This is a genomic window from Rosenbergiella epipactidis (genome assembly GCF_018494055.1).
Lineage (GTDB): Bacteria > Pseudomonadota > Gammaproteobacteria > Enterobacterales > Enterobacteriaceae > Rosenbergiella > Rosenbergiella epipactidis.
In genome coordinates this window covers 236,686-256,742 of record NZ_JABBFQ010000004.1, presented here as the reverse complement: position 1 = coordinate 256,742, position 20,057 = coordinate 236,686, and the positions used below count along the sequence as shown (strand labels likewise).

General features: G+C 48.8%; 21 protein-coding genes. 15 read left to right on the top strand and 6 right to left on the bottom strand.

Translation table 11 applies throughout. The features are described from left to right. Positions 1-2: 2 nt before the first annotated feature. The 6 genes from HGT71_RS09275 to HGT71_RS09250 all read left to right on the top strand — a co-directional run bounded on the left by HGT71_RS09275 (position 3) and on the right by HGT71_RS09250 (position 6,417). On the top strand, positions 3-590 hold the full coding sequence (locus HGT71_RS09275) for a YtfJ family protein (protein ID WP_214217520.1): 588 nt from the start codon (positions 3-5) through the stop codon (positions 588-590). A 78-nt stretch (positions 591-668) separates the two neighbouring features. Beyond that, a complete protein-coding gene (locus HGT71_RS09270) occupies positions 669-1,577 on the top strand; it encodes a polyprenyl synthetase family protein (RefSeq protein WP_214217519.1) in 909 nt (302 codons plus the stop codon). Between the two features lie 9 nt (positions 1,578-1,586). Continuing rightward, positions 1,587-2,867 (top strand): glycosyltransferase, encoded by a 1,281-nt coding sequence (locus tag HGT71_RS09265; protein ID WP_214217518.1) that lies wholly within the window; start codon positions 1,587-1,589, stop codon positions 2,865-2,867. Continuing rightward, a complete protein-coding gene (crtY, locus tag HGT71_RS09260; RefSeq protein WP_214217517.1) occupies positions 2,860-4,008 on the top strand; it encodes a lycopene beta-cyclase CrtY in 1,149 nt (382 codons plus the stop codon). Before HGT71_RS09265 ends, crtY begins: the two co-directional genes overlap by 8 nt. 8 nt (positions 4,009-4,016) lie before the next feature. Beyond that, positions 4,017-5,498, top strand: a complete 1,482-nt coding sequence (locus HGT71_RS09255; RefSeq protein ID WP_214217516.1) for a phytoene desaturase — start codon at positions 4,017-4,019, stop codon at positions 5,496-5,498. Then, positions 5,491-6,417 carry a phytoene/squalene synthase family protein gene (locus HGT71_RS09250; RefSeq protein ID WP_214217515.1) on the top strand — a complete coding sequence of 309 codons (927 nt, stop codon included), beginning with the start codon at positions 5,491-5,493 and terminating at the stop codon, positions 6,415-6,417. The genes HGT71_RS09255 and HGT71_RS09250 overlap by 8 nt, the downstream gene beginning before the upstream one ends. Here the strand turns inward: HGT71_RS09250 and HGT71_RS09245 are convergent. After that, a complete protein-coding gene (locus tag HGT71_RS09245) occupies positions 6,362-6,892 on the bottom strand; it encodes a sterol desaturase family protein (RefSeq protein WP_092672957.1) in 531 nt (176 codons plus the stop codon). The two genes, HGT71_RS09250 and HGT71_RS09245, sit on opposite strands and share 56 nt — an antisense overlap. Before the next feature lie 194 nt (positions 6,893-7,086). Here HGT71_RS09245 and HGT71_RS09240 point away from each other — a divergent pair, with 194 nt between their 5' ends. Continuing rightward, positions 7,087-7,464 (top strand): VOC family protein, encoded by a 378-nt coding sequence (locus HGT71_RS09240; protein WP_214217514.1) that lies wholly within the window; start codon positions 7,087-7,089, stop codon positions 7,462-7,464. 40 nt (positions 7,465-7,504) lie between these two features. Here the strand turns inward: HGT71_RS09240 and HGT71_RS09235 are convergent, their stop codons facing one another. Continuing rightward, the gene (locus HGT71_RS09235) at positions 7,505-7,918 is read right to left on the bottom strand and encodes a DoxX family protein (protein ID WP_214217513.1); all 414 of its coding nucleotides are present in this window, start codon (positions 7,916-7,918) and stop codon (positions 7,505-7,507) included. Between the two features lie 112 nt (positions 7,919-8,030). On the opposite strand from HGT71_RS09235, the gene HGT71_RS09230 reads away from it, so the two are divergent. Then, on the top strand, positions 8,031-8,921 hold the full coding sequence (locus tag HGT71_RS09230; protein WP_214217512.1) for a LysR family transcriptional regulator: 891 nt from the start codon (positions 8,031-8,033) through the stop codon (positions 8,919-8,921). Between the two features lie 32 nt (positions 8,922-8,953). Here HGT71_RS09230 and HGT71_RS09225 read toward each other — a convergent pair whose 3' ends face one another. From HGT71_RS09225 to HGT71_RS09215, 3 genes are all read right to left on the bottom strand, one after another. Then, positions 8,954-10,078 (bottom strand): L-dopachrome tautomerase-related protein, encoded by a 1,125-nt coding sequence (locus HGT71_RS09225; RefSeq protein ID WP_214217511.1) that lies wholly within the window; start codon positions 10,076-10,078, stop codon positions 8,954-8,956. A gap of 82 nt (positions 10,079-10,160) precedes the next feature. Then, the gene (locus tag HGT71_RS09220) at positions 10,161-10,853 is read right to left on the bottom strand and encodes an RraA family protein (RefSeq protein WP_214217510.1); all 693 of its coding nucleotides are present in this window, start codon (positions 10,851-10,853) and stop codon (positions 10,161-10,163) included. Beyond that, positions 10,850-11,839, bottom strand: coding sequence for a hydroxyacid dehydrogenase (locus tag HGT71_RS09215; protein WP_214217509.1), 990 nt, complete (start codon positions 11,837-11,839; stop codon positions 10,850-10,852). Before HGT71_RS09215 ends, HGT71_RS09220 begins: the two co-directional genes overlap by 4 nt. 91 nt (positions 11,840-11,930) lie before the next feature. Here HGT71_RS09215 and HGT71_RS09210 point away from each other — a divergent pair, with 91 nt between their 5' ends. Beyond that, positions 11,931-12,824, top strand: a complete 894-nt coding sequence (locus tag HGT71_RS09210) for a LysR family transcriptional regulator (protein WP_214217508.1) — start codon at positions 11,931-11,933, stop codon at positions 12,822-12,824. 40 nt (positions 12,825-12,864) lie between these two features. Here HGT71_RS09210 and HGT71_RS09205 read toward each other — a convergent pair whose 3' ends face one another. Further along, entirely contained in the window at positions 12,865-14,157 is a 1,293-nt protein-coding gene (locus tag HGT71_RS09205) for a CitMHS family transporter (RefSeq protein WP_214217507.1), read from the bottom strand. 516 nt (positions 14,158-14,673) lie between these two features. Between HGT71_RS09205 and HGT71_RS09200 the strand changes: the two genes are divergently transcribed. The 6 genes from HGT71_RS09200 to HGT71_RS09175 all read left to right on the top strand — a co-directional run bounded on the left by HGT71_RS09200 (position 14,674) and on the right by HGT71_RS09175 (position 19,815). Continuing rightward, positions 14,674-15,081 (top strand): DoxX family protein, encoded by a 408-nt coding sequence (locus tag HGT71_RS09200; protein WP_214217506.1) that lies wholly within the window; start codon positions 14,674-14,676, stop codon positions 15,079-15,081. 23 nt (positions 15,082-15,104) lie between these two features. Further along, positions 15,105-15,575: a GlcG/HbpS family heme-binding protein gene (locus tag HGT71_RS09195; protein WP_214217505.1), complete on the top strand. Its 471-nt coding sequence runs from the start codon at positions 15,105-15,107 to the stop codon at positions 15,573-15,575. An 80-nt stretch (positions 15,576-15,655) separates the two neighbouring features. Continuing rightward, complete coding sequence (locus tag HGT71_RS09190; protein ID WP_214217504.1) at positions 15,656-16,132, top strand: GlcG/HbpS family heme-binding protein; 477 nt, start codon at positions 15,656-15,658, stop codon at positions 16,130-16,132. Positions 16,133-16,144: 12 nt separating this feature from the next. Then, positions 16,145-16,795 carry a sugar dehydrogenase complex small subunit gene (locus tag HGT71_RS09185; protein WP_214217503.1) on the top strand — a complete coding sequence of 217 codons (651 nt, stop codon included), beginning with the start codon at positions 16,145-16,147 and terminating at the stop codon, positions 16,793-16,795. A 15-nt stretch (positions 16,796-16,810) separates the two neighbouring features. Continuing rightward, positions 16,811-18,403, top strand: a complete 1,593-nt coding sequence (locus HGT71_RS09180; protein ID WP_214217502.1) for a GMC family oxidoreductase — start codon at positions 16,811-16,813, stop codon at positions 18,401-18,403. Then, a complete protein-coding gene (locus HGT71_RS09175; protein ID WP_214217501.1) occupies positions 18,403-19,815 on the top strand; it encodes a cytochrome c in 1,413 nt (470 codons plus the stop codon). The genes HGT71_RS09180 and HGT71_RS09175 overlap by 1 nt, the downstream gene beginning before the upstream one ends. Positions 19,816-20,057 lie beyond the last annotated feature (242 nt).

The following is a 20,057-nucleotide window of genomic DNA, read 5'->3' as shown; positions in this document are numbered from 1 at the left end:
TGATGAAGAGAGTTGGCCTTAAGATCGTCTTGCTCATTGGGCTATTATCTGTCGGGCAGATGGCAGGTGCCGAGCTGCCACGCGTGGGGAGCTTAGTGCCCGCCGTTAGCGTACAACGGGGGGGCGAAATTATGCTCGGTAAAGGGGGCGATACCCGTCAGCCCTGGCAGGCCCAGTGGCCCCAATCACGCCCCCAATTGATTGTTCATGTTGCTGGGCGTTTGGCGGCTAAACAGCAGCTCGATCCTGTCGTCACACGACTTGCCCGCACGCCGTGGGTGAATCAACAGGTTGGCTTAACGACCATAGTGAATACCGACGACAGTATCTGGGGTAGCCAGCCCTTTGTTGAACACAGCATCCTGAAGAGCAAAAAACACGCGCCATCAAGCCATTTTGTTTTAGATAGCAGTGGGGTGGTGGCTCACCAGTGGCATCTTCAGCCCGAGAGTGCCGCCGTTATCGCGACCACGGCTCAGGGGCAGATTGTTTTTTTCCAACAAGCCCCCTTTTCTGCGGCAAATATTGATCAGCTTCTTGACCGCCTACAACTGGCGGTAAAAAGTGATTTAAATTCATCTTTTCACTAACATTTTAGTCTGAGTCAGCTACGCTTTAAGTAATGATAAATACTCTATTTTTTAACCTGTTTGTAATAAGGGGCGGCTATGTCGATTGGTACTGAAAAGAGCGAAGGAAGGGCGACTGATCCGATTACGCTCACCCTTAGCGCGATAGAACAGCGATTAGATCACCTACTTCCTAACCCGTCTGAGCGCGAAAAAGTCAGTTTGGCGATGCGCGAGGGGACCTTAACGCCCGGCAAACGTATTCGACCACTGTTGCTGCTGTTGACAGCACAAGATTTAGGATACCGATCGTCGCAACAGGGGTTACTCGATTTTGCTTGTGCGATCGAAATTGTCCATGCCGCCTCACTGATCATGGATGATATGCCTTGCATGGATAATGCTCAGCTGCGCCGTAACCAACCGACCGTTCACCGAAAATTCGGCGAGGCGGTGGCGCTGTTGGCCGTGGTGGCCTTGATCAGTAAGGCGTTTCAGATTATCAGCCAAGCGGAAGGGATCAGCGATTCGGCCAAGAATCTTGCGGTTGCGGAGCTTTCCCATGCGATTGGGGTACAGGGGCTGGTCGAAGGCCAGTATCAAGATTTAAGCGAAGGGGAAAACGCTCGGACTCCAGAAGCGATCGCGCTGACCAATCACTATAAGACCAGCACGCTATTTTGTGCTGCGTTACAAATGGCCGCTATCGCGGTAGGTGCTAGCGAGACGACACGTGAACAGCTGCGCCACTGCTCCTTTAATCTAGGCCAAGCATTTCAATTGCTCGATGATCTATCGGATGCCTCGCTATTCACAGGTAAAGACCCTCATCAAGATATTGGAAAATCGACGTGGGTTAACCTGTTTGGTGCGAGAAAAAGTGAAAAGCAACTGCGCGATCATCTTGGAAATGTCAGCCTACACTTTTCGCAAGCCTGCCAGCACAGCCGACAAACTCAGCAATTTGTCGAACAGTGGTTTGCGCAAAAACTTGCTGCGGTAGGCTAGGAAACGTCGATGAGTCATTACGCGGTCATTGCTCCACCTTTCTTTAGCCATATTCATGCGCTTGAACAGCTATCGTTGGCACTGATTGAACAAGGCCACCGTATTACGTTTTTTCAGCAAGCCGATGTCCGTGGCCTGATTCGCTCACCAGCCATTCACTTTTATCCGTTGGGGGCGCAGACCCATCCGCCGGGAACGTTACGCCATACGTTATCTTTGGCAGCGAAGCCTTTTGGACCCTCGATGTTTGGTCTGATTGGCGATATGGCGAAAAGCACCGAATTATTTTGTCGCGAATTACCTGCAGCCTGCCGAGCGTTATCGATTGATGGCCTGATTGTCGATCAGATGGAGCCGGGAGGTGCGCTAGTGGCAAAGAAACTGGATCTGCCTTATATCTCTGTCGCTTGTGCGCTACCGTTAAATCGCGAAGCGGGCTTACCTTTGGCGGTTATGCCGTTCGCTTATCAACAAACTGCACAGGCCTATAAGCGCTACGAAACCAGTGAGCGTATCTACGACTGGATGATGCGTAAACACGATGACGTTGTGGCGCACTATGCCCAAGCCTTTGGCCTAAATGGGATAACCCAGCTCCATCACTGTTTCTCGCCGTTAGCGCAATTAAGCCAGTTGATTCCAGAACTCGATTTTCCGCGACATCAATTACCTAAGCACTTCCACTGTGTCGGCCCTTTACGGGCCAAGACGGCGCTCACCGTCCCGCTCTCTGCTGCAGATCCTCAGCGTTGTCAGGTGTATGCCTCATTAGGTACCTTGCAAGGGCATCGTTATTCGGTGTTTAAGAAGCTTATTGCCGCTTGCCAGCATGCTCAGGCTGATTTACTGATCGCCCATTGTGGTGGGTTAACGGCAGGGCAAAGCGCCGCCTTAGCAAAAACGGCGGGAGTCGAGGTGGTGGATTTTATCGACCAACCACAAGCAATTGCCGCCGCAGATATTACGATTACGCATGGGGGAATGAACACCGTTTTGGACAGTATTCAGCACTTAACCCCGTTATTGGTCATGCCGCTGGCATTTGACCAACCCGGTGTTGCCGCGCGCGTCGTGCACCATGGGGTAGGGCAGAAGTTATCCCGTTTTGCGAGCAGTAAATCGTGGGGATCGCAACTTAGTCACTTACATGAGCAGCCAGAGATAGCCGCTAATCTTTTGCGACTGCAACAATCGATTGATCAGGCGGGAGGCAGCGTTCAGGCCGCCTTATTAGCCAGTAAAGCGTTGCGCGGTGGGCAACCGGTCGTTGCCAGAGGTGAACATGGCTGATTACGATCTGATTTTGGTCGGTGCAGGCTTAGCCAATACGCTGATTGCGCTCAGACTCAACGCCCAACAGCCCCAGCTTTCGTTACTGCTTATTGAAGCCGAAGCCCAACCGTTAGGAAATCATACCTGGTCATTTCATGGTGATGATTTAACGGAGAGTCAATTTGCATGGTTAGCACCCTATATTCGCTATCGCTGGTCTGGCTATGATGTCCGCTTTCCAACGCTACGCCGTACCCTGGCCGGAGGCTATTACACTCTGACTTCCGAGCAGCTCGCCACCGAATTGACCGACCGCTTAGGCGGACAAATCATGACCGGAACCGCGGTGAAAACGCTGAGCGAGCATTCGGTTAAGCTGGAGGACGGACGGGAAATTTTTGCGCATGCCGTGATTGACGGTCGAGGGTTCCGCCCCGACAAGTCGATGGCGATTGGTGTGCAAGCATTTGTCGGGCAAGTCTGGCAGCTTGCCGCTCCCCATGGGATGACTCGGCCAATTTTAATGGATGCCACGGTCGATCAGCAGCAAGGGTACCGCTTTGTCTACACCTTACCGCTGACAGAAGATCAGTTGTTGATCGAAGACACGCACTATATCGATCATGCCGATCTCTCTTTGGATCGCGGACGAATCAATATCAGCGAGTATGCTAAGGATCAGGGCTGGCAATTGATGACCCTTTTACGCGAAGAGTGCGGAAATTTACCGATCACTTTAGCAGGGAAATTCAGCCGCTTCTGGGCGGGACAGCCTCTCGCCGCCAGTGGCTTACGGGCAAATCTCTACCATGCCACCACCGGCTATTCACTGCCACATGCCGTAGCCTTAGCCGATGAAATAGCGAAGATGTCTTGTATGACCAGCCCTTGCTTACGCGCGTTGACTTACCAATTTTCACGCCAATCATGGCGAAAGCAGCATTTCTTTCGCCTATTAAATCGTATGCTTTTTCTTGCCGGCCCTGCGACGCAGCGTTGGGAAGTGATGCAACGATTCTATCGTCTTAAGGCTCCACTGATCACTCGCTTTTATGCGGGGCAGTTAACGCTGTGGGATAAACTCCGTCTGGTCAGTGGCAAACCTCCCGTACCGGTGATCGCGGCGATAAAAGCCATTATTACACCGCTTATAAAATGAGTGAGAGAATGAAAAAAACAGTCGTTATCGGTGCCGGATTTGGTGGATTAGCGTTAGCCATTCGTTTACAGGCTGCAGGCATCCCTACGCTATTATTGGAACAGCGCGATAAACCGGGCGGCCGTGCTTACGTCTACCAAGAACAGGGATTTACCTTTGATGCGGGGCCGACGGTTATCACCGACCCCACAGCACTTTTTGAACTGTTTGAATTGGCTGGGAAACGTATTGAAGACTATGTCGAACTGCTGCCAGTGAAGCCTTTTTATCGTCTTTGCTGGGAGAACGGTAAAGTGTTCGATTATGACAACGATCAAACTGAACTTGACCGGCAGATTTTGGCGTTTAACCCCGCAGATGTACAAGGCTATCAGCGTTTTCTCGCCTACTCGCAAGCGGTTTTTAAAGAGGGCTATTTAAAATTAGGGACAGTCCCCTTTCTCTCTTTTAAAGATATGCTGCGCGCAGCCCCACAATTGGGGCGGCTACAAGCTTGGCGAAGCGTATACAGCAAAGTCGCGAGCTATATTCAAGACGAACATCTGCGGCAGGCCTTTTCCTTCCACTCACTCTTGGTCGGGGGTAACCCCTTTGCCACATCATCAATCTATACCTTAATTCACGCCTTAGAGCGTGAGTGGGGCGTCTGGTTTCCGCGAGGTGGAACGGGCGCCTTAGTACAAGGGTTGGTGAAATTATTTCAGGATTTGGGAGGAGAGTTGCTGCTTAATGCGAAAGTGGATCAAATCGCCTGTGCCCAGCAGCGTATTACTCAGGTAATGCTTGAAGATGGTCGTGAATTTAGCGTCGCCGCGATAGCCTCCAATGCCGATGTGGTGAATACCTACCGCCATCTATTACGAGAACATCAGCCTTCGGCGGAATATGCTGAGCAACTCGTCAAAAAACGCATGAGTAACTCGTTATTTGTGCTCTATTTTGGGCTTAACCATCATCATGATCAGCTGGCCCACCATACCGTCTGTTTTGGTCCTCGCTACCGAGAATTGATCGATGAAATCTTTCACCACGATGGGTTGGCAGAGGACTTCTCCCTTTACTTACATGCCCCCTGTGTGACCGATCCGTCCCTTGCCCCAGAAGGCTGCGGCAGTTATTACGTTTTAGCCCCCGTGCCTCATCTCGGCACCGCGGCGTTGGATTGGGAGGTAGAGGGACCTAAGTTACGGGATAAGATCTTTGCTTACCTCGAAGCGCATTATATGCCTGGTCTGCGTAGCCAATTAGTGGTGCATAGAATGTTTACACCCTTCGATTTTCGGGATCAGTTACAGGCATTTCAAGGATCGGCTTTCTCGATCGAACCGATCTTGACGCAAAGTGCGTGGTTCCGTCCGCATAATCGCGATAAAACACTTGAGAATCTTTATCTCGTTGGCGCGGGCACGCATCCCGGTGCAGGGGTGCCCGGCGTACTCGGTTCAGCAAAGGCGACGGCTGGCTTAATGATTGAGGATAATCATGGATAATCGCGATTTAGATGAACATGTTAAACAGACAATGGAGGTTGGATCGAAAAGTTTTGCTGCGGCTTCTACGCTTTTCGATCTGGCGACACGACGCAGCGTATTAATGCTCTATGCCTGGTGTCGTTATTGCGACGATACTATCGACGACCAAGTCCTTGGCTTTCGTACTGAGCAGCCCGCTGCCGACACGGTTGCAGAACGCTTAGCCGATCTACGTAGCCAAACCGCCAGTGCTTTCGCAGGGGAATCCCAATCGATTCCCGCGTTTGCCGCGTTACAGCAGGTCATCAATGAACATGGTTTAAGCCAACAATTTGCATTCGACCATCTGCAAGGTTATGCGATGGATGTTGAACAAACACACTACGTTACCCTCAACCAGACTTTAACCTATTGTTACCATGTCGCGGGGGTGGTCGGGTTGATGATGGCGCAGATTATGGGGGCAAAATCATCGACCACACTCGATAGCGCCTGCGATCTGGGCTTAGCCTTCCAGCTCACCAATATCGCCCGAGATATCGTGGAAGACGCCGAAGCGGGGCGCTGCTACCTTCCCGAGCAGTGGTTAAGGGAGGAAGGATTAAGCCTCGACAATTTCGCGGCACCTGAGCACCGTCAAGCCTTGAGCCGTGTCGCGGCACGGCTAGTGGACTATGCTGATCCCTATTACCACTCTGCCTACCAAGGCTTGTCAGCCTTACCGTTACGTTCAGCTTGGGCAGTGGCGACAGCACGGCGCGTTTACCGCGAAATTGGGCGGAGAGTCAAAAAGGCGGGAGCAGGCGCATGGCAGCAGCGACTGTCGACAGCTAAGTGGGAAAAATTACTGATGCTAATTGCTGCCGCCGGGGATGTGGTGGTTAGTCGTTTACAGGCGACGACTCCGCGTTCCGCCGCTTTGTGGCAGCGGCCATAGCACGTTGGCGCTTTTTATAGTCTTTAAGCTGAGCCTGAATTTTTTCCACCGGCGGGGCGTAGATAAAGCCAAAGGAGACACAGTCTTCTTTGCCTCTGACCGCATGGTGGAAATGATGAGCCAGATAAAGACGGCGCAGATAACCTTTATGGGGAACATAACGAAAAGGCCAGCGCTGATGGACCAAGCCATCGTGCAGAATAAAGTAGATCACGCCATATAAAGTCATTCCCGCGCCGATCCACTGTAGCGGCCAGATCCCATGGCTACCGGCAAAGATCAGTGCGATGGCGATCCCAGCGAATACTAGCGCATAGAGATCGTTAACTTCGAAGATCCCGTGGCGTGTTTCATGATGAGATTGATGCCATCCCCAGCCCCAGCGATGCATAACATATTTATGCATTGCGGTGGCGACGACCTCCATCACCAGCACCATGACGACAACGATTAATAGATTAATAAACCACGGCATTCAGTTAATCCTTGTTAACAGATTATGATTGGGCCAATTGATTCCCTAGCGTTATATTGCAAAGGGTTACCCAGAAGTCAGCCGTCAGAAAATAGCATAGTCAATAAACTGCCCCGTAGCGAGCAGTGCGATGTAATATCAATTATTGTCTTATCGGGTCGCCAAGTCGGCTCACTTATTATTAAGAGGTCGTTATGTATAGTCATGTTGTGGTCGGTGCTAAAGAGATTGCCGTTGCTCAGCGGTTTTATGACGCGATTTTTTCCCACATGCCACTCGACGAGCAGGGGATAGACAAATTCGAGCGTCCTTTTTATCGGCAGGGAAAACAGCGTTTCATTATTACTCTTCCGATTAATGGCCAGCCTGCTACAGCGGCGAATGGCGGGACTATTGGTTTTGAGTTAGCAAGTTGCGAAGCGGTCTATGCTTGGCATCAGGCGGGGATCAGCCATGGCGGGAGTAGTGCTGAATCGGCGCCCCATATCCGTGAAGACGGTAAATGCGTGGCCTACTTGCGTGATCCAACAGGGAATAAGCTCTGCGCCTTTTATCAAACGCAGGGAGAGTAAGTCGACACGCCCTCCGCCAGAAGAAGGGCGTGTTAATTAACTACTTTTTATCGAGAGAGTAAGGTCCTGCTCCCGTCACAGAGAGCAGTAATAGCCCACCAATAATACTGATATTTTTGTAGAAATTAATCTCTGCTGCCATCTGTGCAGCGCCACTTATCGACCAGAAAGGGTGACCGATAATCGCGGTAGCCAAGGTGTAGATCGCCATAATGATCGCGATTGGTCGAGTAAAAAAGCCCAGCATAATCGCCAAACCCGCAAAGAATTCGAGGGCTACCGCAATTAATGCGCCAACTGTCGGCAAGGGAGTGCCTAATGCCTTCATATAGTCGACGGTGCCGCCGAAGTGAATCAGTTTTTGATAGCCGAAAATGACAAAGAGTAACATCAGTAAGATTCGGGCGATGAGTAGCACACTCGGTTGTTGTCGAGTAAAGGAGAAATATTGCATAAAAATCCTCATTATTTGGCTGGAGGTCGTTGTTAGCGACAGACTTTAGCGCTCGCAGAGGATGGAATAAATGGCTAGAATGAGTAAGATAATTTCAAATATGGGATAATAAGTGCGCGTCGATGCTAACGATTTGCTGCTCTTTACGCGGATTGCGGAGGAAGGCAGTTTTACTAAAGCGGCTGACAGGCTTGATATCCCAGCCTCTACGCTCTCTCGACGTATCGCCGCAGTCGAGCAGCAGCTGGGTGAGCGCTTATTTATTCGCACCACCCGTAAAATGACAATAACCCCCTTCGGGCAAGCGATACTCAGGCATACTCAACAGATCGCCGCGGAGATTACTGCAATCGATGCATTAATCGAACATCGAAGTATCGTGCCCAGTGGCAAATTACGGGTTTCCTTACCCGGTGATTTTACCCAAGCGTTAATTAGCGCGTTTTTGGCCGACTTTATTGCAGAGTATCCGCAGATTACTTTGGATATTGACGTCTCGCAGCGGCGAGTCGATTTAATCGCAGAAGGCTTTGATCTTGCCTTGAGGATTGGGGCCTTAGCTGATGATGCCTCGCTCGCCGCGCGATTATTAGGGCATTTCGAATTAGGACTCTACGCGGCACCGAGTTATTTATATCACGCCGCAAAGATTCGTCAGCCGGACGATCTGCTCGCTCATTCTTTGCTACGTCTGCACAGTGATACTTCACCATTGAGCTTATTAAGCGGTCAACGCCATTGGCAGGGTGAATTACCGACTAAAACGGTGGCAAACTCACCCAATATCCTGGTTAATCTTGCACTACGCGGTGCGGGAGTCACTCGGATTGCCGCCCATTCGGTACAGCATTATGTTGAATCAGGGGAATTAGTCCGAGTGTTGCCCGAGTGGCAGAGTAAAAAACGTCCGGTATGGATAGTATTCCCTGCGACACGCTTAATGCCTTCAAGAACTCGTATTTTTATTGATAGCCTAGTCAGTCGCTTTGAACAACTGAGTTAAGGCCCCTCATGGTGGGGAGAGGGGCTTGGCGCTTACTGGTGATCGCGAGCGGAAGGCTCAATAGGGAGTGAAAGTTTATACATCCTTACTGGATAATCGACAGTCGAGGGTTTACCGCCTGTTGTAGCGGGTGAACGGTTGATTTGGGCTGCAGGCATCCATAATGCGCCATGACTTACCCACATGGCATCCACCCAGATTAAGCGAGGGTCGCTAATCACTGTGGTCACTTTCCCTTCAGGACTGATCTTATTAATTGATCGAGTATTAATATTCGAGGCATAAATGTTGCCACGGCTATCAATAGCAGTACCTCCAGTGCTCCAGGTATCGAGAAATTTCTCTGCATGGCGGTTTACTTCTGCTGTAGAAAGCTTTTCGTCATTTAAATAACGCGTTTCGATCCGAGCAAGGGGACCCGGTATTGCTTGATAATACAGCCATTTACCATCAGGTGAGACCTCAAGTTGATCCAATCCAACTCGTTTTTCTTTACCGCTAGGAAGGTAGAGTTTCTTCCCATCAGCATAAATCGGCTGGTGATCGATTGATAGTGGGTGGTTATCTAAGACACGATGGGCCTGTTGAGTCTTCAGATTTAGCACGACCAGTCCGACAGCTCCAGGATCGGTGATATAGGCGTAATCACCATTAAAACGGACATCGTCTAGATAACTTTCAGGTTTTTGGACTGGCGGTTTGATCACGTAGGTCGCGATAACTTTATTGGTTGCGATATCAATTTTAACTAACTTACCTGCGCCGACAACGGATTTAGCACCGGTGCCAATGCCAGTATTTCCTGCATCCATCACCCAAAGATTACCATCTGGCCCAATGCGGACGGCATTGACATGAAGGAAGTGGTGCTCAGGGTCATTCTGTTGCCGAGTATTCCAGTCTTGATCGGGGTAGGGGGTAATTTTCCCTTCAGCCCCGACTTCACCAAGTTGTAAGCCTTTGCCTTCAGTTTGAGTAAAAGAGGCAAATATTCGGCCATTGGCGGCGACGGTCACGCCATTCCAGATATGGTTTGAGGTGGCAACTTGCTGTAGGCGCATATCTTGCTGCGTCGGTAATTTTACCGGTAGCGTATCCGTTGCATAAACATGTGAAGTGAGAAGGAGTGCTGTAAAAATACTGAGTTTTCTTATCATAATGTAAAAGCCTTACTGAACAGAGGGTTGAACAAGGACACCTTAACGTTAGTCTATCTTTTTCATTCTTATGGCGTGGTATCTATACCGGACAGCCTTTAGCGCGTAATAAGCTATTAAAACGCTCTGGATCAGCTGTTCCCGAAAGATTGGTTTGACGAATTTTTTCTTCACGCTGAGCATGGGCTTGGACTTGAGGCAAAAGTCCAGAAAGTTCCTCATAGGGAATTGCAATCACGCCATCGGCATCGGCAATAATGAGATCCCCCGGGGAAACAAGAAGTCCTGCACAAGAAATCGTCACATTGACTTCACCTGGCCCATCTTTGCTTGGCCCCCGTAAAATATTCCCCCGCGCGTAGACCGCCACACCGCCTTCTGCCCACTCATTGACATCCCTAATAGCGCCATCAATGATAAAGCCTGCAATTTTTTTGGTTAACGCTGAGGTTCTCATTAGGCCGCCGATCAACGCTTGAGTCAGATCGCCTGCACCGTCAACCACAATCACATCACCGGGCTGTGCCATTTCTATGGCTTTGTGGATCATTAGGTTATCACCGGGGCGAACCTTTACCGTGAGGGCGGGACCACAGAGGACATGTTGAGGATCATTGTGGTAAGGAACTAGACCCCGTGCAGCGACCGTACGTCCCATACAATCGCCAATATTCGGTACAGGAAGTTGACGGTAGGCATCAATTATCGACGCATCAGGTACTGATTGACGAGAACCAATATAATAGCCAGCTGGCCAGTCTTGACGATCACTCATAAAGTAAATTCCTTATTTTTTTGGAAATCGGGGTTTATACAAGCGCGAGGGGCAAATGTCTGCTGATCGAGATATGTCAGGCATTGCTGAGCCGCTGAACAAGCAACGGCATCTAACGCAGCTTGAGTCGAACCTCCGATATGTGGAGTAAGAATAAGATTCTTAAAGGTTCTAAAAGGGTGATCAGCGGGTAGCGGTTCAACTGCAAAAGTATCTAATCCTGCGGCAGCCACAGCACCGCTGTGAAGTGCTGCAATCAAGGCACTCTCATCGATTAATTCCCCTCTTGAAGTATTAATGACGACAGCTTGTTGAGGTAAACGAGCTAATGTTGCCTGATTAAGCATTTTCCGGGTGGCATGATTGACCGGACAATGCAGGCTAAGTACGTCGCTAACGGGGAGTAGGTCCTCAAACTGATGCAGGCGAGTAATATTTGGGTGCTGAGCATCGTCAGGGAGTCCCGGATCAAAAAAACTCACGGTCATGCCGATAGCTTGGGCGATATGTGCGACGCGTTGGCCAATTTCGCCGAAGCCCACCAAACCGAGACGTTTTCCATACAGTTCCGCTCCAACACTGCTTCGCGTCCAGCGGTTTTGTAGAATTTCGTGTTGGAAAAAGTGAAGATGTCGTGAGGCAGCAAGCATAAGGCCAATCGTCAACTCAGCGACCGACTGTGCATTAGTAGCGGGAGTAGTCAGTACGGGAATACCGCGTTGGGTGGCTGCGTTGACATCAATATTAGTGACGCCGACACCATGCTTACAAATTACTTTTAAACTAGGACAGGCCGAGATAGCGTGTTCTGAAAGCGTAACGGTGCGGGAAATCACCGCATCGTAAGCCGTTGCGGCCATTTTCTGTTCAACTTCATTGGCATCTTGACTCTCAGTGAGGTAGTCGACATGACAGCCAGCATCGATTAACAGTTGTTGACCTGCAGCACCAAGAGTTGATGCTGTCATTAGAAATTTATAAGCCATATCCCATCCCTCTATTGTTTTTTACATACTGGCACTGATAGAAGATAGAATTAACTTCTCAAGCTTATTTATTAATTCCTGTGAGGAATCAATGGACCTCAAAGATTTGCGCTATTTGTTGGCAATACAAGAAACTGGCCATTTGGGGCGAGCAGCTGTCAACCTTGGAATTACCCAGCCAGCTCTATCAAAGTGTGTGCAGAGGTTGGAAAAAATCTATGGTACAGCGTTACTATTGAAAGTGGGCCGGGGTATCAAACTGACGGAAGCAGGGTTATTGCTTTGTGATCGAGCTCAAAAAATAGTACGTACGCTTGACGACACTCATCGTGAAATGGATTCTCTGTGCGAAGGCAAAGCTGGCTATATTCGTCTAGGTGTGGCGGCGACTGCCGCAGAATTTATGCTCCCGAGTTTAATGAATGAATTATTTAAAATCGCCCCACAGGTACGCATCGATGTTAAGGTCGGGATGAATGACTATTTACAGAACCTACTTCGTGAAAACCGCCTCGATCTGATTTTAGGGTTTCTCCCCGCTGAGCATGATGAGTTTTCATGCCGCCCTTTATTGGACGATCCCGTTGTGCTTGCGGCAAGTCGCCAGCATCCGTTAGTCGGTGTGCATCCGACACCGGAAACACTGGCGCGCTACAATTGGTTATTACCGTCGACGAATGTGGCAACGCGCCAATGGCTTGAGCAGCGCTTGATCTCTGGCGGCTATCAAGCACCAAAGATCCAAATAGAGGTAAATTCTATCGCGACATTACGCACCGTCGTGGCGCAATCTCATCTCCTAACCTTCCTTTCTCGGCGCTATTTAGAGGCGACAAAAGCTCAAGTTGGATTAGTCGAGATCCCAATGCCTCTCGTTGTAATGCCTAGGACTTTTGGTTGGCAATATCATTCATTGAGTGAGTTATCCCCCATTGCCAGAAAGTTTGTTTCTCTTGCGAGTAAAATCTGGGTCTATCAGGAGTGAAACCAGACGCCTCATCGAGAAAGCGGCGTCTGGGCGAAGGTTAAGCACTATAGAGAGGAAAAATACCGAGCAATAGGCTGACTACAAATAGAATAAGGCAGTTAACCAGTGACCATTTCAATGTATATTTCTGGTTCTCTGCATAATCTAATTTCAACATACTCACCACGAGATAGGTCGATGCCACCAAGGGACTTAAAATATGAACAGGTTGTCCGACTAAGGATGCTCGTGCAATCTCTAAGCCAGTAATACCGTGGTGTTGCGCCGTATCGGCTAATACGGGTAACACGCCGAAGTAGAATACGTCGTTAGAGACCAACCAAGTCATAGGGATACTGATCAGTGCCGTAACTGGGGCCATGAAAGGACCTAATGAGTCTGGAATAACCTGTAATAACGCTGATCCGACCGCATCGACCATGCCAGTTCCTGTTAATAATCCAGTAAAAACACCTGCAGCAAAGATTAAGCTGCAGACTGCCAGAATCGGTGGCGCATGTTTCTCAATCTGCTCTTTCTGCGTGGTAATGTTAGGAAAGTTAACGATCAAAGCAATACAGGCTGCCAACATAAAAAGATAGCTTAGGGGTAATACCTCGGTACAAAGCGCAATGATTAAACCGACCGTAAGCACCCAGTTAAAATAGAAGGTGATACGCCCACGACTTCTTTCTTGTCCCTGTTGGTAAATATCGGAAAGTGCGGCGGCGGGGGTATTAGCAAGACGCTCGCGTTCACGGCGACCAAATATCCATGCGAGGATAAATGTCCAAATGACACACGCAGCCAGAGCAGGAAGCATTGGAACAAAGAAATCACTAATTTCAGCGTGCATCGCGGTTGCCGCTCGAGCGGTAGGCCCGCCCCAAGGCACCATATTCCCTAAACCAGAAACTTGAAGCAGTAAGCAGCACACCATAGGTAAAGAGAGACCTAAGCGTTTATATATAGGTAAAAATGCTGAAAGTACAATGATATAGATTGTCGCACCATCACCATCTAAGGCCACAATGAAGGCTAGTAATACCGTCCCCATAAAGATCCGTACTGGGTCGCCTTTTGTCGCTTTTACGATACGGTTTACCAGAGGGTCGAACATCCCTGCATCAGTCATAACCATAAAATAAAGCATGGCAAAAATGATCATAATTCCATTAGGGGCAACCGTACGGAGTCCTTCAATAACGAATTTACCCGCTTGAGCATAGAAGCCTCCAAATAGAGCAAAAATTGTCGGAATGATGATCAACGCAGTTAACGCTGATAAGCGTTTTGTCATCAAACATACGACAAAACAGAGCAACATTAGAACACTCAGTACAATCAGCATTGCTTCATCCTTCTTTGTTTTTAAAGGTTTTCAACATTCATTCCCGTGTAGAAAATACATTTTCGGAGTAAGGGGAATTTTAATTATTGAAGTCAATATTCTTATTATCTGTCCAAGGCGATTATGGCAGCCTACAACTTTCAATATAGTGACTCCTTTTTATCAATCTATTCCATTTAGGAATGGAATGAGGTTTTTATTAAGAATGGCTCGTCATAATTAATATGATGATTTGCTTGTAATTGACTGATGTTATTAATTTTTAGTGGGTTTTATTTTTAAAGTAGTCAGATGAGTAAGTAAAATATTGCTGAAGAAAATGTGATATCAAACAAGTATTAAGCGGATTTTATTGCCAGTGTTGTGTGTTAAAACGCCCGATGTAAAGTTATCAGTTGCGTAGAGTGGGATTTTATTATTATAAATAATTAGGAGTGCTATCCATTATTAATTCAGCATTCATGAAAACCTCTCTTGATGATTTATTAACAACAATAATAAGTAAATGAGGCCTCTATGCAGAGCTCAACAGCATTGTTTTATGTTATCGCAAGGATTTTAGCGGTAGGACTTTTTTTTACTTCGGGTATCGATAAGCTTTTTCACTATTCAGAAAATCTAGCCTTAATGACGCACAATCAAGTGCCAACCTTTTTTCTCCCTCTCGTTATTTTACTCGAAGTCGGAGGAAGCCTCGCGATTGCATTAGGTTTCTTAACGCGTTTTACCGCATTTTTTATGGCCATTTTTTCTATCTTGGCGGCAATCCTTTTTTATCAGGGGTGGAGTTACCAACATCTTATGGTGTGGCTGAAAAATGCTTCATGCGCTGCAGGATTTATTCTCTTAGTCATACAGGGCGCTGGACGTTTCAGCCTCGATTATTGGTTTTTTTCTTCCCATCAGAAAAAAACTCGAATTTGAAATATTAATGAGTGAGGTTTCTTATGAAAAAAATCTATTTATCTGCGCTCTTTGCAGTGACCGGAGCATTGGTTTCACTTAGTACGCATGCCACATTAACGCAGACCCTTTTAGCGGTAAGCGATACCGACCAATTAGTGAATGCGGCCGTTGCGAAAGCTAATGCACTGAATGCGAAGGTGTGTGTGGCGGTGGTCGATCAAGGCGGACAATTGTTAGCGTTTAAGCGGATGGATAACGCACCAATAGGCTGTATCGACGCTTCGATCCTCAAAGGCCGTGCTGCGGCGCTCTATCGTACCCCAACAGATAAATATATGGAGCGCGCCAATGGTAAAGAACCGGCAATTGCAACGTTACCAGGGCTTGTACCCTTGGGTGGCGGTTCCCCAGTGAAATACCAAAATACTGTAATCGGTGCGGTCGGTGTGAGTGGTTCCGCGAACCCGAATGAAATTGCGATAGCGAAAGCGGCTGCCGACAGTTTTCATTAATTGTTCCGAGAAAGTATCGAGCAAGCCTCGGTAGGGCTTGGTGTCAACGCAACTTCTGTCTGTATGAGGCAATATTTATCGTGAAATATTTACCATTAGTTATCGTTTCCTTGGGGATAGTGTCCAGCTCTGTTTTTGCTGCGACGACAGTGACTCGCCAACCCGTACTAACCTATGCGCAATCCCGTCAAGTGGCGAATAAAGCGGAAAATATTATTAAGGGACACCATCTCGGTGGTGTGATTGCTATCGTCGATAATGCTGGCTTACCGGTCATTATCGAACGCTTGGATGGCGCAACGCTAGCGAACAGCGAACTCGCCCCAAAGAAAGCGCACAGTGCTGCCGCATTTGGTGTATCGACCGCGACTTTTCAGCAAAAAATAGCCGCGGGAAATGTCGGGTTGCTCGGGAATCCCGCTGTGGTCCCCCTGCTAGGTGGTGAGCCATTATCGTTAGACGGGGTAATCGTCGGGGCTGTAGGCGTGAGTACGCCTGACGGAAATGTGGACAGTGAAGCGTCCAAGGCTGCTGCTGCAGCCTTGGACGCAGGCTAGCTGAGTCGCGCTATGAATAGACGGTATTTTCTACAATTGATGGTGGGCACTTCAGCCATCGCGCTCTTTCCTTTGCAATCTGTCAATGCAAATACAGTGAGTTCCTCTTATGTCGAGCAACTCTTAAAGACCAGTGAGCTATTGACTGGTCGTAGAGGCCTACCCATTGCGGTAGCGGACCGGCTTTCGACGCTTTTAATCAAGCATGATGCGCAATTTCCTCAACAATTAGCCCGCCTCTTTACGCACTTAAATACCTTAAGTGATAGCGACCGTCAAAATTTGGTAGGCAAGTTAGACGATCAGGATGTTAAAACGGCTTTGGCCATTATCTCTCCTTGGTACCTCGGTTTTACGGGGCATCCCTCGACGACTCAGGCAACCGACGATGCGGAATTTGTCACGTTTTTATCGGCGTTAATGTATGAACCGACCCACGATATCACTATCAGACCGAGCTATGCGCGAGCGGGAAGTGATTATTGGGCTGAGGTTCCTGATGGCGTGATCGCGCCAGATATGCCCGACAATATCCGAGAGTGGGGGGAAATGGCACCTAAACCGGCTTCCAGCATCCCAGCGCCAAGAGCGCCTTGGTTGCTGATGGTTCAGGGGAAAGCGAAAACCCTAACCGAAGCTGAAGCATTGCTCGCAGCACAATAAAAATAAGAGATAACTATGAGCCAATTTGATGCGGATGTGGTGATTGTCGGTTCCGGCGCATTGGGCGCAAATGCCGCTTACCAGCTTGCCAAAGCAGGGAAATCAGTCATTATGCTCGAGGCGGGGCCTTATGTGCCTCGTTGGAAGGTCGTTGAAAATTATCGCAATATTGCTAGTAAGCGTAACTGGTGCGCACCTTACCCGAACCTACCATGGGCACCTAACTCTTACACAGATGGCTATATCAATGCCACGGGTGATGATGACTTTGACTACGTTACAAGCTACTTACGCGTCGCGGGGGGCAGTACTCGTCATTGGGCTTCAGCCTGCTGGCGGCTCCTCCCTAATGACTTCAAAATGCAAAGTGTCTATGGCGTAGGCCGCGATTGGCCGATCAGTTATGAGCAGCTTGAGCCTTGGTACCTTCGTGCTGAACAAGAAGTGGGGGTGGTGGGAACAGGAGCCGAAGACCAAAGTGGTCAAGGTAGAGGGTATTACCCCCCGCGCTCTGCAGAATATCCTTTACCGCCTGAAGCGAAGCCTTATATGGTGCAGCGAATGCAGGCAAAACTGGGGCCATTAGGGTATCAAGTTGTACATGAGCCACACGGCCGTGTATCACGACCTTACGACGGTCGTCCTCCCTGTGCAGGTAATAACAATTGTGAGCCAATCTGTCCGATTGGTGCAATGTATTCTGGCGATATGCATGTTGATAAAGCTGTCGCCCTAGGTGTCGATCTGCGTACGGAGAGCGTGGCGTTTAAACTCGAAAAAGCAGGCAATGGTAAAATTACTGCGCTGCATTACCGTAAGCCTGATGGTCGTGATACACGTTTGACGGCGAAGGTATTTATCATTGCCGCACACGGACTCGAAACGCCGAAATTATTGTTGATGAATGACTTAGCTAATAGCTCTGATCAGGTCGGGCGTAATTTAATGGACCACACTGGGCTAAGCTTGACGTTCCTTGCTGATGAGCCATTGTGGACCGGGAGAGGTTCGGTCCAACACGGGTCAATTGTTAATCGGCGTGATGAACCCAGCCGAGCGAAGTACTCTGCAATCCGTTATTCACTGCGTAATTTAGTGCCCAATGTGGATATTACAGTCCCACTATTAAAACAGGGCATGATGGGACGACGGCTCGATGAAGCGATTCGCGACCGAGCCTCGCGGATTATGAATATCAGCACTATGAGTGAAACCTTACCGAATCCCGCTAATAGAGTCGTTCCTAATTATTCGCGAAAAGATGCTATCGGTTTACCTATGTTGACAGTGAACTATCACCTCGACAGCTATGTGCGAGGTATGCGTGACCAAGCTAATTTTGATTTCGCGAATTTCTTGCAGGCCTTTAATGGTGAGGTGATTGAGGCTCCCACCGGCTGGCGTAACCAATACCATATTATGGGCACCACTCTTATGGGGGCCAATGCTGAAGATTCAGTCGTGGATAAGGACTTACGCTGCTGGGATCACTCTAATCTATTTCTTGCGACTACCGGGGTCATGCCATCTTCAGCCACTGTGAATCCAACGCTGACGGGTATCGCTTTAGCACTACGCTTGGCTGATACCCTGCTGAAGGAGATTTGATGTTGAAATCATTGTTAACTGGATTGGCATTAACCTTCAGTATAACCTCGCTAACTTATGCCTCGACCACTGCCACAGAGGCATTGCCAGAATTAGTCTCACGCGGCGCGTATTTGGCCACAGCAGGTGACTGCGCGGCATGCCACCGAGATACGCAAAGTGAACACCCTCTGGCGGGGGGATATGGTATTCAATCGCCAATAGGAGTGATTTATGCCTCTAACATCACTCCCTCTCTACAGTATGGGATCGGCCGTTATTCGTTGGCAGACTTCAAAGCAGTGATGCGCCAAGGTATCGCTCCAACAGGGCGTTATCTCTATCCCGCTATGCCTTATACAGCATTTGCCGGAATGTCGGATGGTGATCTTCAAGCACTTTATTCTTATTTAATGTTGGCCGTAAAACCGGTCGATCATCAGGTGGCACAGACTGAATTACCCTTTCCATTCTCTTTTCGCCCAGTGATGCGTGTCTGGAATGCGCTATATCTCAATTCGGCGCCGGTGTCGGGCAGTGACGCCAGTGCTGGCAGTATTGAGCGTGGTGGATACCTAGTCAAAACACTCACCCACTGCTCAACGTGTCATACTCCACGTAACACGCTAATGGCTGAAAAAGCGGATGTATTTCTTTCAGGTAGTCAATTGGCTGGATGGATTGCGCCCAATATTACCCCTGATCGGCAAGCGGGTATTGGTCAGTGGAGTGAGCAGCAATTAGTGACTTATTTACAAACCGGTGCCGTTCACGGGCTGGCAATTGCCGGGGGAGAAATGGGCACGGCGGTACAAAACTCATTTTCTAAACTGAATGATGATGACTTAGTGGCAATTGCTCGCTATATAAAATCCGTATCGGCGATACAAGGAGAGGCCAGAAATCAGACGGTGCAGCACGGGAAGAGTGCAGATCAGCTCTCCACCGAAACTGGCGTGAAAATGGATCCCCATGGCCTGACCGAAACCCAGTCGATGAGTGGCGCACAACTCTATAATGGCGCATGTGCAACCTGTCATGGCAGTGATGGGAAAGGCACTCAAGATCCGCAGCACTTTTACCCAGCATTAGTCGGGGCGTCGGCGGTAAACAACCGCCAGCCGAACAACCTTATTATGACAATCGCAGAAGGGATCGACCGAAATACGTCTTCGGGGCATGCGTTTATGCCTGAGTTTAGAACGCAATTTACGACCGCGCAGTTAGCCCAAGTTGCTGAATACGTTACGCAGCAGTTTGGTGGCAATACCTCAACACAGATCTCTGCTCGGCAAGTACAACAAGCTATCAGTGGTGTGGATAACTGTAATGGGGTGATTCACTATGCGTCACGCCTAGTGTATATCGGGATTGCCGGAATAGTGATCGTGTTACTAGGGTGTATTATCTTCTTTAAGCGTCGCTCTCGATAAATGGGACAAGGCGAGATAGGGAGTGTCTCGTCTTGTAATGAAAGCTAAATAATTTTTTCGAGCAATTGGACAAAAGACTCGGCCTTAATGTGAATGATGGTCGTGACAATGGTCCAATCGGTCCCGTCAGTTTGCATCGTTTGAGCGGTGGGGCCATCTTGGACAAGACTCGGCGAGATAACTTCATACTCGATTTATCGTAATGCCGATCCCCTCCCCAATATGGCGATTTCTTCATCACT

Bases quoted from the DNA above. Each gene is read 5' to 3' on its own strand.
- HGT71_RS09275 (WP_214217520.1), top strand. From the start codon at position 3: ATGAAGAGAGTTGGCCTTAAGATCGTCTTGCTCATTGGGCTATTATCT.
- HGT71_RS09270 (WP_214217519.1), top strand. From the start codon at position 669: ATGTCGATTGGTACTGAAAAGAGCGAAGGAAGGGCGACTGATCCGATT.
- HGT71_RS09265 (WP_214217518.1), top strand. From the start codon at position 1,587: ATGAGTCATTACGCGGTCATTGCTCCACCTTTCTTTAGCCATATTCAT.
- crtY (WP_214217517.1), top strand. From the start codon at position 2,860: ATGGCTGATTACGATCTGATTTTGGTCGGTGCAGGCTTAGCCAATACG.
- HGT71_RS09255 (WP_214217516.1), top strand. From the start codon at position 4,017: ATGAAAAAAACAGTCGTTATCGGTGCCGGATTTGGTGGATTAGCGTTA.
- HGT71_RS09250 (WP_214217515.1), top strand. From the start codon at position 5,491: ATGGATAATCGCGATTTAGATGAACATGTTAAACAGACAATGGAGGTT.
- HGT71_RS09245 (WP_092672957.1), bottom strand. From the start codon at position 6,892: ATGCCGTGGTTTATTAATCTATTAATCGTTGTCGTCATGGTGCTGGTG.
- HGT71_RS09240 (WP_214217514.1), top strand. From the start codon at position 7,087: ATGTATAGTCATGTTGTGGTCGGTGCTAAAGAGATTGCCGTTGCTCAG.
- HGT71_RS09235 (WP_214217513.1), bottom strand. From the start codon at position 7,918: ATGCAATATTTCTCCTTTACTCGACAACAACCGAGTGTGCTACTCATC.
- HGT71_RS09225 (WP_214217511.1), bottom strand. From the start codon at position 10,078: ATGATAAGAAAACTCAGTATTTTTACAGCACTCCTTCTCACTTCACAT.
- HGT71_RS09220 (WP_214217510.1), bottom strand. From the start codon at position 10,853: ATGAGTGATCGTCAAGACTGGCCAGCTGGCTATTATATTGGTTCTCGT.
- HGT71_RS09215 (WP_214217509.1), bottom strand. From the start codon at position 11,839: ATGGCTTATAAATTTCTAATGACAGCATCAACTCTTGGTGCTGCAGGT.
- HGT71_RS09210 (WP_214217508.1), top strand. From the start codon at position 11,931: ATGGACCTCAAAGATTTGCGCTATTTGTTGGCAATACAAGAAACTGGC.
- HGT71_RS09205 (WP_214217507.1), bottom strand. From the start codon at position 14,157: ATGCTGATTGTACTGAGTGTTCTAATGTTGCTCTGTTTTGTCGTATGT.
- HGT71_RS09200 (WP_214217506.1), top strand. From the start codon at position 14,674: ATGCAGAGCTCAACAGCATTGTTTTATGTTATCGCAAGGATTTTAGCG.
- HGT71_RS09195 (WP_214217505.1), top strand. From the start codon at position 15,105: ATGAAAAAAATCTATTTATCTGCGCTCTTTGCAGTGACCGGAGCATTG.
- HGT71_RS09185 (WP_214217503.1), top strand. From the start codon at position 16,145: ATGAATAGACGGTATTTTCTACAATTGATGGTGGGCACTTCAGCCATC.
- HGT71_RS09180 (WP_214217502.1), top strand. From the start codon at position 16,811: ATGAGCCAATTTGATGCGGATGTGGTGATTGTCGGTTCCGGCGCATTG.
- HGT71_RS09175 (WP_214217501.1), top strand. From the start codon at position 18,403: ATGTTGAAATCATTGTTAACTGGATTGGCATTAACCTTCAGTATAACC.